Consider the following 16882-nt stretch of genomic DNA (forward strand, 5'->3'; position numbering starts at 1 on the left):
AATATTTAAGGATTATCCATATCAACCAACACAGATCCTGTTAAAAAAGTATCCTCATTCGTATCCATCACACTATTTTTATAAAGTCGGCTTGCTCTGGTTCTAGGGGAAGTGGTATCACCTAAAAATGAACGTGCTCGACTACAAAAAGCATTGTATAATTGTCTCCAGTAATTTTCAGGAGTTCCTGGAGTATAAAACTTTGCAGCCATAGCCTCTTTTTCACTACTGCTAATATCATCATATATCAAGTAGGAGAATCTTACGTGTTGATATAAAGAAGGTAAAAAATACAACAGTTGGCTTTGCTCGATCATTTCCTCTAAATGATGTGATACCTTTTGCTCTGAGGTATTTGCTGCTTCTAAAGAATTAAACTTATGCTCTGCAATAGCAAAATTAATTTGCATACATTCTGTAACTAATCGTTCGTATCGCATAACATTTCTAGGCATCAGAATTGTCGATGGGTTATCAGAGCCCCCAGTTAACACACTCATTCCTTTAATTCGTTTCTCTCTTAACTCTAGTAATCGCTTTACAGCCTCAGAAAGGCCATCTTCTTCTCTAATTATCTTCTTAAGATCAGACACGTCTCTATTTGGTACAGCTTCTTCCTCTAACATTGCATTCACAGAAGATAGTATTTTGGACATAAAATCATTTTCTGAGCTAAGAACATTTCCCGCCATTTCTTGAACATTTGTCTCTTCAAAATTAGATGCTTGATTTAAATGCCCTGGAAGTTCACCTTCTGTTTCAACCAGATTGTTAAGATTGGACACTGTTCTGTTTGATGCAGTTTTTTCCTCTATCATGATTTTTTTTGGCTGATTTCCTCGATAGCACATTACTATTCCTGTTAACACTATTCCCAAAAGAAATATAGAGATACCTGTATATAGAAGTGGTACACTTGCAATACCTAATACCCCCATTCCTCCCAGTGTAGCAAGAATAACCCCAGTGATTAGCAGAGTAGCTATTAAAGCTATTTTCACAGCGCTCAAACGATGAGAGCAGACCGAGGCACCGTTTCTTTTGAGCGGAAAAACTTCTCCATCATTGTTTACATACAAAGAAGAGGGGGATCGGGGTGTTGTATTAGACATAACGAACCTAATTATTAAGTTAAAAATAAGAAAAGATCCAAATACGAGTTTCCCCAGTCAGTTTAGGGAAATAAGAGCCTTAGAAATGACTGTGATTAACTGAAACACATTTAGTTGAGTTATTCTTCTTTTTTTGGCGTTTTCTATCAAAAACGGAAGAATAACCTATAACTGGTACAATATATGAACGTTAAAAAGAACAGGGAACAGGATAGTTAAACAGAAGTGCCTAAATCTTTTTGATGAACAAACGTATGAGGTGCAGGAGAAGAGGGAGTAGAAGACTGGCAATGCAAAACACACAATCTAACCAAAGTCGAGACAAGAAGAGCCAGGCCTAATGCACCACATACCGCTACTCCTATATATCCAATGGAAATAAGGACTGGAGCACTAACAGCAAATCCTACTAAACCCAAAACTACAAAAGTCATAGTTGCAATTGCAGTAATAATACCCGAAACAATCAGTGTACGTTCGAAAACACCCAAATTTTTAAACCAACCTTTCTGAGAAGACTTAGCCTCTAAGCTTTTTGGTTGAACTTGATCTGAGCTATTTAATTTATCCAATACCATGGAAACAGCCATTTGTAAGAAAATCCGATATATTAAATAACATTTCCGTTTATACGTCAAACTTCTAATAACTCGACTGAAAGTATTGATTGGCTGGTTATCAAAAAAATTTAATAATAATTGCATTGGAACACAATTAACTACCTCCTTCCCCAGTCAATTATTACACGATCTTTTGTGTAAAGAACCTTACCTTTAGATAAGACTCCTTGCGCCTCTAATTCTTGAATAATTGCCGGCCCCATTAAGTTAACACATTCGTAGTCAGCGTAGTCAAAAAATAATAGTTTCCCCCAAAGAAATGTTTCTGAATCTAGAGGGATTGTGGTAGTAAAACGTCCAGAATCGTTCTTCTGAGATGCAAATATGATATAAGCTGTGAATAAGCGCGCTAACTTCAATTTCCCCTTATTACTTACATAATCTCCTGATTCATCCTCAATTATTGCCTTGCAAAGACTTGAAAAATTGATCGACATTTCAGAAATCGGAGAACAGCTTTGTTTTGCCACTTTGACTAATTTACTAATAGGGAGGGTAATATGATCCAGATTGATATTCTGAAATAGTTTAGAGTAATCAATCCAAAAAACGGCGGTGGGGGTAGCAGAAGGGTTAATATCGAGACGGCAACAAGAGAAAGGAAGAGCTGTATAAACGGGGGGTAAATGTCGGATATTCTGTAAACTTTGTGGGTTTTCTATCAATACAGGAATGTCGTTTTTTGAGATTAAATCATTAATGACTACTATTGTGTATTGAGACTTCCAACTTGTTATCAATAGAGAGCGCAGCACCCATATTAAGATGGTAATGGGAAATAGAAGCACGCACAGGATACTTTTGATAATTGTTGTGGCTGTGAATCTTTCTTTCAAACATGGGGGTAGGGACAGGCATAGAACCCTATTATCAGAATCTTTAGATAACGCTAGTAGACCTGAAGATTTTTCTAAAGACAGTAGGGAGTCTAGGTATGTAATACAAGATTCGATAAAACTAGGAGTTAACGTTGTGTGAAAACTGAAAAATTCCATCTTCTTACGTAGCCTACCCCTAAACTTCTCAATAAAGCCTTACTTACTATTGACCACTGGAAAAACTAATATATACTACTCTGCCAGACGCTACCCTTAGACGAGTAGATACTGCTAGGTGATTCTTTAAGTTCTAATCGCGCTCTGGTTAGCTTGATCGCAATAGAACTCAATGTTGACAACAGAAGAGCAACGGACAGCACGACAGATACGCAGACAGGTAGCCCTACTAATCCTAACACACCCAAAGGAATCAAAGTACAGATGACTGCAACACCGAGCAGGGTTATAAGCGAGGTAACCGCAATCACTGCTGTACGCTGTGTTCCTCTAATAATCGAAGGACAGACACGTACATCTTTTTCATCTAGGTGGCTTATAGAAGATGCGGGCCTGATTGCAAAATCTCCGAATCGGGTAGTATATCCAACATGGTATAAGTTCTTTAATGTTTTTCTTACATCATAATATCTATCCAGCAATTCTTGAGTTTCTTTTAAACCATAACCCCAATTACCGAAGTTTCTCGCCACTTTCCATGCATCAGCTTCGATACTTAAAATCTCATCTTCTAGCCACGATGGCAAAGAGGGAGTGATAGAATCAGATATAGATCTTAATTTTTTAATATCTTTTATAATCTTCTCGCAACTTTCAGGTGTAGCTGTATATTCTCTAGGACGCTCATTTCCACCCAAGAACAACAATGGATTTTCAGAGCTAGTGTCACAAGATTCAGACTCGAGACAACCTAAGGCAGCTATAGAGCAAAGGGCTCCAATAGTTCCTGCGGCAAGAAGATCTCTATTTGTTTGAATACTCATTTTCACCAAAAGAATAGAATTAAAATTTATACTATTATAAATAAAACAGGGAAATTAAAACATATAAATTTAAATCTTTTAAAAAGTGTAAAGTTTTATATACATAGTCTTAAAGGCTGTCGCCCTACTCAGCTTCCCGATAATGCAAAAAGAAGCGTGTTAAGTTTTTAACATAAATCTAGGATTAATTTTCAATTAATACTATAAGAATGAACATGATAGAGAAAAAAAGCACATGAAAGCGAATTTAGCGTATTTTTACTTCTACTAACTCTTAGTTTACAGAGATAGATTTATGTTGCTTAGCAAGCCAATAGTATTCAGTGAGTTTTCCATTCAGAATATTAATATTAGGAGAATGGACAGGGGTTTATTTTTAGAAAAATTATGCGAAATTTGTGACCGTTGTTTGCATTTTGGAGGAGAGGTATACGAGATTACTTCGGTAAATCCAAGAATTGGGCTTACATACGTAGATTCTAAAAAAACATACTCAGCAGGAGAGAAGTGTATTAAGATACTATCCTGTTTATTAATTGTGCCCATTGTCATTGCAGTAGTATGTAAGATTATCTTAAGATATCTACTTTGTCGCAGGTATCCTGAACAACAACGAGAGGTTGTATTATCGGATTCTGAATTCCACAAACTTTTTATCTGTCGTGATTTATCAAATGATGAACAAAAGCTTTTAAAAGATAGTATCAATTTAATGTTTGCAGATAATGTCAGTGATACGATTCTACAGAAAAATGGAATTAGATTATTTAACCCAATTAGTTATTTAGAGCTGGGATCCAAGTTAACTTTGGCATTTGAATTAGTAGCTATTCCAGACGCCCGTTTCTATTATTTACCCACACAGTACAGATCTTATGAAAATATGTACATTGCTCAAAAGACATCTACTTCACTGGCAATGGAGGCAGTAACTGAATCGCGGTTTCGCTTATTTCTTGATAAGCCCAGAGGTAAAATTACTTCTGATATAGCAAAATCCTATAGGAATAGTATTATAAACTGGCTAGCTAATACTATGAAAACAGATTTCCGAGCTGAATCTGCAGGTGTTTCACGTTACATCGAAATTAAATCAAAGCGCGGCCTTATAGGTTTGGTTATGAAGCAAAAATATCAATCAAATGCAACATAATAGACATTATCAGACGTTAGTTATAAATACTTCAACACTATAATGACAGCATTTTCCATTTCCATCTTATGAAAGTGACAGACGTGAACATCTTTTTTTTGGATGCACAGATCGAGACCAATTCGTCCATCTTAGCTCTGCTACAGAATCCGATCCTGGTTGAAGAGTAAGTACACACTCTCCTGACTCTAAGTCATATTTTCTTACTTGCTTCTCCTCTTTATAAGACACAGGATCTGCAATAACAATTGGACAGCCGCATATCTCACTAAGATAACTAGAAAACTCTATATCGTTTTTATTAATTCCGTGGGTGCTTAATTCTGACCATGTAAGCAATAATAGTTCTTGAGAAAAGTTATTGAACGCATCAAACGGCAAACATATAGCATGCGGAAGATCTGGGTTATAGAATAAACCTCCAAGGGATTTCATCCATTTTGATAATCTATTCCCTCCTGCTCCTATTGTCAAATCTTGCAAAGTTAGAAGTTGATCTAAAGTAAGAGACCGCAAAAGACGTATCCCAGGCAAAGAAAACCCGTGCTTCATAAATAAAAGTAGATACTTTGAAAAAAGACTTTCATCAATATCCAGAGCACTAAATTCTGGACTTCTGGAAATATACTGACGATAACGAACCAGTAGCTCGCTGATAATACCCCTAACTTGCTCCCAAGAGTCTGTGCTTGAAAAATAAGCGAGCATTTTGTACTCATTATCTGTTAATGCTTCGGCAAGTATCCAGAAAACAGGGGAAAAAATAGTGATATTCTCGTCTGAAAAACCTAAGCGAGAAACCCAATACGAACAGAGGGACGCTCTAGATTTCCAAGCTTCTCTAGGAACAGGAGATATCGCAAAACTATTGCTTCCCACAGCACTCCTATCACAAAAGTTTGATAACCACATAAATGGACAATGGGATAACAAAACATCTTTAAGCTTCCTTTGATACATAGAAAGAGATTCTGTACTTTCAGCTGCCAGAAACCTAGAAATTCTTGTTATACCAAACTTTCTCAACTTCTCCTTAAGAGAAGAAGAAGGTAGGACACTTAGTGAGCCAGAAAGTTTAATACGGATAAGCATGTCCATAAACTCCTGGAACTCTTCAAAATTAAGATTTTGCTCTATTAGCAAATCTCCTATAACTTTCGGGAAGTTATCTAGAAAAATTGCTAATAGATCTTGAGAAATAACCGTAAATCCCCCTCCTGTATCCCCTTCTTGTATGTTACTTAACATTGTTTGAGTAGCTATTTGGTGGACTTTATCATCGCCTTTGTCCTGTTGTCGAAGCTGATACTTTCTAAATAATAGGATATGAGAAATAAGTTTAATAACCAAAGCTACAATTACAGGAATAACCAGAAGATATCCGGGTATCTTCATACAACTTTTCACGCAAGAAAACTCTGAATTAACTACTTTGCAATATAACTCCCCTTTCTCAGACTGATCTACTACTTGAATTTTAGCACCACGAATACTAAGAAAATCGTCAACACATCCCACTATTTTCTCTAAAAGCACTGACCGGCCTAAAGATACTTTTCTCTCTAAATATGCAGGAGAAAACGATATTGATTTGGAAAAATAGAGGTCTACTGCTTTACACGTCATAAGATCTTTCCCCCAAAAAAATAGAATTATCTAAACAAAATCCTTTTCCATTAACACTCCAACATGTTCTCCTAAAGAAAACATAGTTTGATGGATAGAAAAGGTTTCTACACCGACAATCCCTAAGATCGGATTTGTTTTGCTTTCTTCCTTGATAAGATTTTCCACCTCTTCTTGAGTCGCACCATTTCTAACCGGTATACCCATTAAAAAATTAACAGTAGCATCTAATCTAGTCCGGCATACATCACAAGTTCTAGTTGATGATGAAATGATGTCTTGATCACCGCTATCCCATATATGTAAACGACCAGGGTAATGGATGAAACTGCATCCAGGAATGCCTGTTAATCTAAATTCAATAGGTTGGGTGCTATTTTTTTTAGGCAAATCCTTAATAAGGATTCCTCTATTTGCATACTCCTCCTGACTAGCACAACCTCGCGAACACAAAAGTTCAGTAGATGTAATCAATAGGGAACGCTGTTCTTGAGATAATCTAGGAAGCGTAAGAAACTTCTCCAAGATTTCCGTCCGAGTTAAGGGAACCGGGATGCAGGGTTCTATCCTAGGAACAACAGGAGCTATTATTTCTTGAGTCTTTCCTGAATATTTTAGATAGAGATACACCCTGACAATGATTTTTAATATTAAGGCAATAATCACTGGGACGATAAGAACAACTAAAAGTGCTTTTAGACATAGAGAAGTTATTGATTCAACTTTTTTGAATCTTTCATACGATAACTCTCCGTCTTTCCCTAAAGATTTTATTTCTACACCCTGTGAACTTTGAATAAGTAAATTATCCACATGCCCGGATAATCTCTCTAAACAAGTAGGTTTTTTGGATTGTGTCATTTCATTTAAACACTGTCGAGAAAACCGTAGTGGGGTAAAGAAATTCACACTCATAAAAACCTCTAAACCTCTTATTTACAATAAATAATATGGAAAGATTCTAATCTATCCCAAGTTTTTCAACTATACTTTTCCAAAAGCGTATTTTAATAAAAATCTTAACAAAAGTAAGATTGTTGAAAATAAGAGGTTTTTCAATAATTAAAACACTTTGGTTGATTGATCATCAGTCACTACTTCGGCGACTATGTAAATGTTCTTGCTGTTGTATTGAGAGTCGTCTACTTTTTGGATAAGCACAGTGACATCTTTTTTGAAAGTACATAGCATTTCACCCGGAGTCTGATTGATAACGACATCGCTACTGATCCTGTGCAGTCCTGTCACCCTGTAATGTACAGCATACCCGGATCGTTCTTGTGGCTTAGCAAACATAGCTCCTTGAGATGTTATCAGAGACATTGTTGTAGAGTTTGCTGGTAAAGATAACTTTGTACCAGTTGTTACATGGCCTATGACCCATGTGGAGGAAACTTGAGAATAATAGCCAACGGCATATTCTAACATGCTTGCAGGAATTTCCCATTTCTGTTCCTTATCACAAAAATGGGTAGCTTCTTTTAATAAATAATTGTCATATATCCTAGATCTAACAGATTTTTTAAATCTATCTCGCAAATCCCACAAACCAACGTCGACCAATGAATGATGCTTTCCACCTTTCATAAAATCATAATGAACAACCTGATCACTATTTGAATTTACTCCAACTTCTATTGAGATAATAGCCGCGCTAGAAGAAATTCTTCGCATCCATTTTTCATAATCAAATCGTAGGCGTTGTACAGAAGGACCAGAAAATGTTGTTCCAGACAAGGAGATAGTCTCACGATTTGCAATAGTGAGTATGTCTCTTCCTGTCACTATTACTTTCTGAAACTCTCGCCACTTACACTTGTATTCAGGAAATTTCACTAGAAGAGCCTCTGTTCCAGTGTCCCCAAATAATGTTACTCGAGTTAAGTATAAGTCTCCGGACTCAGGATCTAGGTAATAAGAAGCACCTCGTATAGTTAATCCAGGAAGTTCATATTTTTTCATAGAGGAATCTATTGGCAACCAACGCAAATCACTTTGGGTACTATAAGTAACATTAGGATTGACCGTGTAAGCAAATATATTACTATTAGGGAACCGAGGACCACCTGCAGGAAACTCTAATCGGTATTTGACGTTGTTATGATGTTCTAAGTTAGTTACATGACGGACTGCTGAGAATTCGCTTGCGAAAAGTGCTAAATTAAATGTTTCTGACCCTAATTTTAGGTTTAAATGATCTCGATACCGCTCATTAATTAATAAATTTTGCTCATCTATATTTTGAGATGAGTCCTTATTGTTCTCTCCAGATTCGCTAAAGAAATCTCTAAATCTAAGATCAATGCTACCTATTCCATCTCCTCCTCGCACGTAGAAGAACCTTAAAATAAAATCTCGTGCATCTACTCTTACTAAATTCTGAGCATACATCAACTGTCTAGTAAGCTCTACTCTTTCATTACTGACACGATAACGATTGAAATCTCCCAGTTGTAGAGAAGTAAAGTAAACGTCTATCCGGCTACAAGATTTCCATTGATTTCGTGATATTAGAATTGTCGGTTGTTGCTTTGCTTCAATGACAGAAGGAGCAATCTTACTATAGAAGACTATGTTTTTCCCAGACTTTTCCCCTCCTTGGAAGGACAAATATTTAATATTACGCGCAGGAACAGTCACGTTAAATACTTTGGAAGGCCTTGTAGTAACCCATCTTAAATTTTCCATGCTTCCTATAAAAGTTCCTGATTGTAAGCTTCCAGAAACTTGTAAATCCGCATCTTCTTTATTTTCTAAGCCTAAAATTTGGATAGGGTTATCACCTTGATCATCCTCGGCATTAAGTAGAGTAATAGCATCATCTAAACTCCTTACGCTTTCTATTCTGTCAGCAACTAACATACTCCGTCTGTAAAGAGATTGCTTGGTTCCCCGGTTTTTGATCAGCAAGTCGTACCATTTTCCTAGATTACCATGAACTCCATCGGTAACTTCTATCAATGTTCCTCTAGGCACTTCTCCTGACCATTCCAAAATCAGAGGAATGTGATATCTAGGAGACGAAATAGTTAGCTCTATACTATTATTTGAATTTGAAGGAATTCTGCCTTCTATAGAACTAATAACGAGAGAATATAAATCAAGAATTGCCGAAACTGCTCTACTGTCCGGCAATAGAATTGTGATGTTTTTTGACATAATATTCGGAAGAGATTTGATGAGATAAGTACATCCTTCTTCTCCTTGTACCACTACGTCATATTGAGAACTGGTGCGAACTGAAACATCTGCATATGGGTGAGGGTAATAGGTAAAGGCCTGTTTTATAAAACTAAATACTACTGAACTATCCTTACGCACTAAGGTAAATGTATCACCAAAAGGTAACCCCAATTTTTTCAGTGACTCTAAGATGTTCTCTGGATACCCAGGTTCTTCTGGGTGTTGTTTTTGCCATGTCGCATGATCACAGCTAACGATTACAAAAATCAGAAAATTTTGTTGACGTTTTGTTGCTTCAAGCTGAACTCCATCTAATAAAAACAATTTAATTTTACCAATCCATTGTTCATAATTGTCCCTTGAACTACCCAACCTGTAACCCACATATAATCCAGATCTTGGGTCATCTGTCTGCTTTTTAGGCAGTAAACCTAAAAGTGTTACCATAGGAATATACTCATTTAATTCCAGCATGGGCACAACCTCATTAGAGTAATGTTGGAGGCTGAATTCGTGACGCGTAGAATTTTCTTCTAAAAAAACCATTATATTTTTTGAAAGATCTTGTACATCGTACTCGCAGATTCCTGAACCGGAATAAATAACCCCACCAGAAGGACTTAAAAAGAATTTTGTATCATGATTTCCATGTAAATTATCGTAACCCGATGCAGAGCCAATAATAGTATTGAAACCTGTTTGACGAATTTTGAGAATATCATAAGCTACAACAGTGCTTCCATCATTCTTAAATAAATTGGCAGTTTGTTCCTTTTGGCTAAGGTCAAAACTAACAAAGTATGGATCCGGTATGGCACGGAATGAGATAACATTATTCGCTTTCGGATCCCCTTTTAAATCATAAAATCCAGCACCACCAATTTGAACTACTAATCCTCCAGCTCCTCCTTCGACAATAATTTTATACTTCTTGTAAGACTTAGCTTGTTCCATACGTGCTTGCAACGTTTCCTTAGAATCTCCGTCCAATAGGCGTACTGGTAGAACAGTTAGTGGAGCATTTCCTGCTATGATTTTTGTTTGTTCCGATACAGGAGTTAAAGGAGGCTGATAATATCGCGAATCTTGTTCCATGACAGCTTCCCGCCAAACAATCCAATTGGAAAGGTAAATAACTTCAGTAACAGCTTTATACTGAATACCGTATCCCAAAATGACTGTAGTATAGGTTCCTTTAGGTATGGAAGGAATCTGTCTAGGCCAATAGCTATTAGCGTGTCCTAGTGCTAATGCTCGCGTTGGGCTAATACTATAGGCATAACTCAACATATCACGAATTTGCCAATCTGTCAGTTCCGGGTGATGACCAAACCATCGATTAGCGTTGTATGACCGATCTCCTTTAAAAATCGGTGGATTTTTCCGTAAGTCTAAAAAGACATTTCCTAAAACCTGATTCCCCGAAAGATCGAGTATTCCTCTTTCAGGCAAACTAACGACAATATTTTCGCTGCCTTTTTCTAAAAACTCCTTATATCTTAGCCATGTTTCGTGACGCGATTCATGATAAGCCACGTTACGTGCAATCGATGCCGCTCCCATACCGATAGCTGCAATAGGACCTGCGGCCAACATTAGAGATGGAGCAGCAACAGCGGATAACGTAAGAGCGAGAGAAATAGCATCAAAAGCCACCTGAACTCGTGCTGCCATCTGTTCGCTATGAGACGTTTCTTCCATAAGAATGCTAACGCTATTATAAAGATTCCAAACACCAGCGACAGTTTCTAAAACAGGAAGTTCTAAAACCCTAGCTGCACTCGATAAAGCCCTTCCTGTGCTTCCTCCAACCTTTTGGGCTACTGTTTGCAATTTAGATGCTAAGGCACTCTCTAATCTAAAAGTATTCACCCCTGACTCTGTAATAAATTTCTTACCCATTACTTGAATGACGGATCCCAGTGTCAATTCTGACATTGCTTTAACATCCATCACTAAGTTAAATTCTGCTAACGCATCGGTAGATTTTCCTTGTTCTACCATCCGGGCATATTGAACAAGAGAAACTACAGACATACCCAAATCTAAATCCATAACCCCGGTGCTAGATAATTCATTAAGCATTCTGCCAAAACGTCTAAACGAAACAGCCATCACCTCCCCATCAAACGTAATAGTTTTAGATTGTTTATCAATGGTTTCTAATTCTATCTTTATAAGATCTTGCTCATCAATATTTACATTTTTGATCTTTGCTTTATCAATATCAGTAATGGATGCCGATTTAAGTTTCTTAGAAATAATACGAAGCATCGCTTTCAAAGAAGATTGAATCTTTGCAATCCTGTTCTTTGATGTCTTTATGAGAGAGGCAACTTCATTAGGGGTGTCTATAATTGCTCTTCCTCGCACCCTTTTAGTGCCAGGTTCCAGGCCATAAGTTTTTAGGACAGTTTGAAGCAAAACGGAAGTATCTGAATCTAGTACATTTCTGGAGAGATAATCGCTCAAAACATCCCCATCTATCTTCAAGCGATCCAAATCTTCTGTTGTTGTGGTTTCTGATATTCTTGTATGGTCAACGGTCCCACCGATTTCGTATAGGGTACGCCATGATGTTTCGATCTGACCAATTGACACACCTCCTCTTGCAATCATTTTCTCTAAGGTCGTGGATTGGTGTTTAGAAGTTAATCCTAAATCGGCGCTAGCAAACAATGTGTTATCAAATAAATGAGCATTTGGAACATATACCTTTATCTGATTTTGAACAGGCATATAATCCGAGAATCCGTAACGCCGTTTTATCTCATAAGATTCCTCCATTATTCCGCATACAAAATAAAAAGCCTGATTAACAGCTGGAAAGTCTACGTGTCCAAAATTAGGATCCGTAAGCCTATATATATCTTCACCTAGCTTCTGTAGGGTCAAACTATGAGTTGGTGTAGTGATTAAAACACTTTTTAATGATGTTTTCTCAAACTTATCTTTTAATGTAAGAATACTCCAGGGTATAGAAGAAAAAGCATCTGAAGACTTCAGGTATTTGTTCCCTTGAAATTGTAACCAATCGATTAGTGAAGTACTTCTATCTAACAACTTCTGATCTGTTTCCGTTAATGACAGTCCTTTTATCTCTTTTTCCTGATATAAAGATGAAACCGTCATAAGATTATCCTGAATAAGGCTGTAAGACGTTACATCTTTTGCTAACAAGTATAGCATTGACAGGCCTACACAGCGACCCTCGACTCGATATAAAAAAGTCTGGGGATGAATATCTATTGATTTACTCCCCAAACGATTTGCCAAATCTGACCATCTTTCTGAGTGTACATTGAAAAACTCAGACCAAGACGATGCTGTGTATTTTGCCCCTTCTACAACAGCACGTATTGAAGGTACATCATGAGGAGCCGACAACAAATCCTTGCTTAATCCTACACCGCGATAATCATAGGGATTTACCACTGGAGAAGATGTTATAGCTGTCAGCAACGGGCGTCCTAAATTCTTATCACTATTAAGAATTGGGCTGATTCCAGGAAGAGCTCCAGCAATTAAATTCTTTGTTGCTTCTGCTAAAAAATACTGCCCACTTAATATCCTGTGAACTTCCGTTAAGGAGCAGTAGTACATACTGTCCGAGTATTTAACTAGTGACTCAAGACCTTGATCACTTATAAAACAATCAGCTCTTTTATCTTGAAGAATAGATTGAGCTTTTTCCTTAGTCAAAGTTCCTGCATGAACTTCTTTATGTATTTCATAAAGAGCTTCTAAATAAAGATCCATAGTATAACCAGAAGGATTAAATATCCCGGCAGCAAGGTTCACAATGGTTTGTTCTGATTCTCTTCCATACTCGATCCCATAACGCCTACCTAATGCTGTCACACTACTGTCAGTAGGTGGGGCTAATAGATCTGAAGGAGAGTATCTTGATAATTTCTCTCCTAAATCTCCTAATCCCTCTTGGTTTATACGTTGCAAAATTTGATTAACTGCTTCACTATTCTTATCTGCAGCTAGGAGGTCATATACAAGAGGCATTGCTCTACTACTAATCTCATCATAGTTATCCCCTACCACTGATTTCATAGAATCAACTAACAGCTTTGAAGGCGCTGGGAATGAACTTTCAGATAACAAAATACCCGAAACGCCAGAGTTTGCTAGTATTAGTCGGGCAACGTTTTGGAAATCCTTAAAGGCGTATCCATCTTTTTGAATCCTGTCAAACAAAGGGTGCTCTGATAAATATCTATCCATGTCCATCACAACAACGCGTTCATTTTTTTCAAACTTCTTCGCAAACTCTGTTATACGAGACGAGGATTCAGTAACACGTTGTTTGTATATTTGATTACAAATATCCGTGTACCAATTATTTCTAGTTTTTTGTTCGTCTTTACTTAAACTACCGTCTGATGATATGTCCTGAGCAAAAGCTAGAATAGCTTTCTTTAACTCCTTCTCAGGTAAATTCAACCAAGAAGATAAGTGTGTTTTATAACTGCTATATAGATGCCCTGAAGAAACTAGAAATTCGATATCAGCAACTTTATTTCGCAATCTTTCGTTTTCTGAAATTCTATTTGTGAGCTCTAAAAAATCTTCAAGCTCTACATTAGATAAAAGATCCAGGCTTTCTTTTGCCTTAAGTTCACCATATTGCGTTAAAAGGGTAATCTCAGTGCCAGACGGAGGAGTTTCATCTACGGAATCAATAAAATTAGATATAGCTAACAATCTTTCAGATATGGAAATCATATCTTTGAGGAATAAGACTCGATCATTTAGAGAGCTCTTCCAAAGAACAACTTTTGTTTGTGGATCAGCATTTAGGTATAGCTTAACTGCTTTTTCTAGATCCGCCTCAAAATTACTATACCCATCTGGGAAGAAATTCACCTGATTGGATACCGGGAATTTTACAGATCTCACAAGTTCAGCCAACTGTAATTGTAAAGAGAATACCCCTTCCCTAGCTATCCTATCCCCAGATAGATCTTGCATTGCAAGAGTGAGATCCCTGTCTAACTCAGACACTTCACCAATATCTAATGACGGGTCAGAGATAACTTTGTTAAAACGTTGTAATAATTCTTCAGAACACACAACTTTTGAATTATCAGACCATAGTTTGGTAAATTCTTTCACATCAATCGTGGTCCTAGATATGCCTTTTAATGGCTTATCACTTAATTTTGAAGGATAAGAAAATAATAAATCATTAGGGTCTCGATTTTTAATTCCACACCAGGTACTGTCGTCTGCAGGAGTCACGTCATTGGCTCCAATAGTTATGGGATTGAGCCAATCAAATCCAATAGTATCCCCTGGTATTCTATTATAAGCCCCTAAAAAAGCCTGTTTCCCTAATTTTCTTCCTTGATTTTCAAGAAAATCCTGCCCTATAGGACCTTGTGAACGAAAATATTTTTTCATTTCTTTCATAATTAAATCAGGCCCAGAAATACCTAGAGTACTAACTGCACCAGGAATGATCGAGTCCTGACGAAAATCAAAAAATAAAGATTTCTCAAGGTAATCTTTAACTAATGCTCCTCCCACTACTGACATATGATCTAATTGTGAAAGATCTTGTAAACCATTAAAAAATTGACCACTTAAAACATTTTGTCTCAAATTTTTTAGTTCTTCATAAGCTTGCCTCTGAGCCTTAATAACAGACTCGACCATACCACTTCCCTTATGGGACATCATTAAGCCATTTAATCCTCTAACGTTCCATCCTGTTATCCTCTTATGGTATCGCTGCAAAATTGGCATAAAATCACGAACAACATCTGAGGACATTCTTGCAAACAAAGCCTTCTTCTTATGTGATGTCAAAAATGTTTTCAGTTCATCAATTAATTTAGAAAGTTTTGTTTTATCTTCTGATGATATCTTGGATATATCTACATCTGTAGCAATCTGACCTAGAGAAATTTCCTTAGAGCTATCGCTGACGAGCTTTAGAACAATATAAGATATAGCGCGTCTAGTTTGAAGATCTTCGAAAAATGCATTCCCCCCGACATCATAGATTATCTGATTAACCTCTGCAGAATAAGCTGGCATCATGTCCAAGTCTGTATAAATCCCTCCAATCTCTCCAAGCATGTACATTCTGACTTGATCTGTTGCAGCCGCGTAATTCCATCGTAAAAACATCTCCGTATCATAGTTATAACGATTAATAGGATTACTCATAGATTTTAGTTCTTTAATATCCTTGATAAAAACCTTATCCTTCCCTAAATCCTTATTAACTTTAGCAACTATGTCTTGGATTTTTTTCTTATTTTTCTCTATAAGCTTTTTGTAGTCTTCTACCTCGTCTGTTGAAAGCCCCAGTTCCTTCTCGAGATAATCTATACGTGTTTGATCAGAAATAGAGTCCACTCCCTTGAGAGTACAAAAATTGAAAAAATTATCTTGTTGTATTACCGTCTGTTGGAGAAGAAAAGCATTAAAAGCGTCCTGAATATTCTTATGTAATCCAACATAAGCCTCTCTCATAGATTGTATATCTTTAAGATATTGATCTTGGAGTTTAGGATTTTTTGTAGCGCCATATTTCTTTCTTAATTCATCATATTTCTTAATAAATGCTTGATCGGATTCAGGTATGCTTTCTCTTAATTTCTTAATCGCTGAGTCAAAGGCTATTTTCTTCATAATGGAGGTAAACTTAGCAGCCCCATATGCTTTTTCATCTACCCAAAGATAGAACGAAAAATCATCGTATGCTTCCAAGAATGTCCTGATATACTCATCTGTACCATCTGGAGGTGAACCAGCAACCCAAATCCCATGGAGAAACTTATCCACTTTTACTCGGTGAGATTTGTACTCGTTTTTGATGATTTCCATTACTTTAAAAGTAGGATGATCTTGAGATAATTTGAGTCTCTTTTGAATTTCTTCCAAAAACTCTGCTTGCTTAACTAATAAACTTTGACCTGCTCTGGAGTTTTTTTCACGAAGACTTTGGTAACGATTTGTTGCCTTTCTGAGATTATTAATAGTTTTCTGACAGGTCTTTTGCTGCTCATCAGTTAGTTGAAGACGGGCAACAATATTTTTATCAGTAAGATCATACTTTGGTACTGGTCCCCCATTTGAATCTACCACTGCACGCTTCTTCCTAGATACCCGGTGTTCCGATGTTTTATTATCCTGAGGAAGATGCGTTTTTATCTTTCTAGTAATCGGACTCGGAGAGGTAGAAAAAGATACACCACTTGTTTGGAGGGGGGCCGACTTTTTGGCAGAGGACATTGGTGTTGTCTTCTGCAGATGATCTGACCGGGGTAGGACTGTAGGACGGATAATTTTAGCCGGTTGTATTGTCGTGGAAAATAAATGTGCAAGAAGCCGAGACGTATTATAT

Annotated in this window: 7 protein-coding genes and 1 pseudogene; 1 reads left to right on the top strand and 7 read right to left on the bottom strand. The window is 36.9% G+C overall.

The window, feature by feature from the left end; genetic code table 11:
* Positions 1–5 precede the first annotated feature (5 nt).
* The 4 genes from H359_RS02895 to H359_RS02910 form a co-directional block, all read right to left on the bottom strand.
* Positions 6–1112 carry a hypothetical protein gene (locus H359_RS02895; RefSeq protein ID WP_020370178.1) on the bottom strand — a complete coding sequence of 369 codons (1107 nt, stop codon included), beginning with the start codon at positions 1110–1112 and terminating at the stop codon, positions 6–8.
* Positions 1113–1327: 215 nt separating this feature from the next.
* Positions 1328–1702 (bottom strand): hypothetical protein, encoded by a 375-nt coding sequence (locus H359_RS02900; protein ID WP_020370179.1) that lies wholly within the window; start codon positions 1700–1702, stop codon positions 1328–1330.
* A 128-nt stretch (positions 1703–1830) separates the two neighbouring features.
* Positions 1831–2727, bottom strand: a complete 897-nt coding sequence (locus H359_RS02905; protein ID WP_020370180.1) for a hypothetical protein — start codon at positions 2725–2727, stop codon at positions 1831–1833.
* 65 nt (positions 2728–2792) lie between these two features.
* A complete protein-coding gene (locus tag H359_RS02910) occupies positions 2793–3551 on the bottom strand; it encodes a hypothetical protein (RefSeq protein ID WP_020370181.1) in 759 nt (252 codons plus the stop codon).
* A 358-nt stretch (positions 3552–3909) separates the two neighbouring features.
* Between H359_RS02910 and H359_RS02915 the strand changes: the two genes are divergently transcribed.
* Positions 3910–4704, top strand: a complete 795-nt coding sequence (locus H359_RS02915; protein WP_035392040.1) for a DUF648 domain-containing protein — start codon at positions 3910–3912, stop codon at positions 4702–4704.
* A 66-nt stretch (positions 4705–4770) separates the two neighbouring features.
* On the opposite strand, the gene H359_RS02920 is transcribed toward H359_RS02915, so the two are convergent.
* From H359_RS02920 to H359_RS02930, 3 genes and pseudogenes are all read right to left on the bottom strand, one after another.
* Positions 4771–6330, bottom strand: a complete 1560-nt coding sequence (locus tag H359_RS02920) for a DUF1389 domain-containing protein (RefSeq protein WP_020370183.1) — start codon at positions 6328–6330, stop codon at positions 4771–4773.
* A 30-nt stretch (positions 6331–6360) separates the two neighbouring features.
* Positions 6361–7245: a hypothetical protein gene (locus H359_RS02925; RefSeq protein ID WP_021119574.1), complete on the bottom strand. Its 885-nt coding sequence runs from the start codon at positions 7243–7245 to the stop codon at positions 6361–6363.
* A 147-nt stretch (positions 7246–7392) separates the two neighbouring features.
* A pseudogene (locus H359_RS02930) lies at positions 7393–16875 on the bottom strand (LifA/Efa1-related large cytotoxin); the annotation flags it as partial.
* Between the last annotated feature and the right edge of the window lie 7 nt (positions 16876–16882).

The organism is Chlamydia ibidis 10-1398/6 (assembly GCF_000454725.1).
Lineage (GTDB): Bacteria > Chlamydiota > Chlamydiia > Chlamydiales > Chlamydiaceae > Chlamydia > Chlamydia ibidis.

What these genes read in the sequence shown, in the direction of transcription:
- H359_RS02895 (WP_020370178.1), bottom strand. Translation starts at nt 1,112, where the DNA reads ATGTCTAATACAACACCCCGATCCCCCTCTTCTTTGTATGTAAACAAT.
- H359_RS02900 (WP_020370179.1), bottom strand. Translation starts at nt 1,702, where the DNA reads ATGGCTGTTTCCATGGTATTGGATAAATTAAATAGCTCAGATCAAGTT.
- H359_RS02905 (WP_020370180.1), bottom strand. Translation starts at nt 2,727, where the DNA reads ATGGAATTTTTCAGTTTTCACACAACGTTAACTCCTAGTTTTATCGAA.
- H359_RS02910 (WP_020370181.1), bottom strand. Translation starts at nt 3,551, where the DNA reads ATGAGTATTCAAACAAATAGAGATCTTCTTGCCGCAGGAACTATTGGA.
- H359_RS02915 (WP_035392040.1), top strand. Translation starts at nt 3,910, where the DNA reads ATGGACAGGGGTTTATTTTTAGAAAAATTATGCGAAATTTGTGACCGT.
- H359_RS02920 (WP_020370183.1), bottom strand. Translation starts at nt 6,330, where the DNA reads ATGACGTGTAAAGCAGTAGACCTCTATTTTTCCAAATCAATATCGTTT.
- H359_RS02925 (WP_021119574.1), bottom strand. Translation starts at nt 7,245, where the DNA reads ATGAGTGTGAATTTCTTTACCCCACTACGGTTTTCTCGACAGTGTTTA.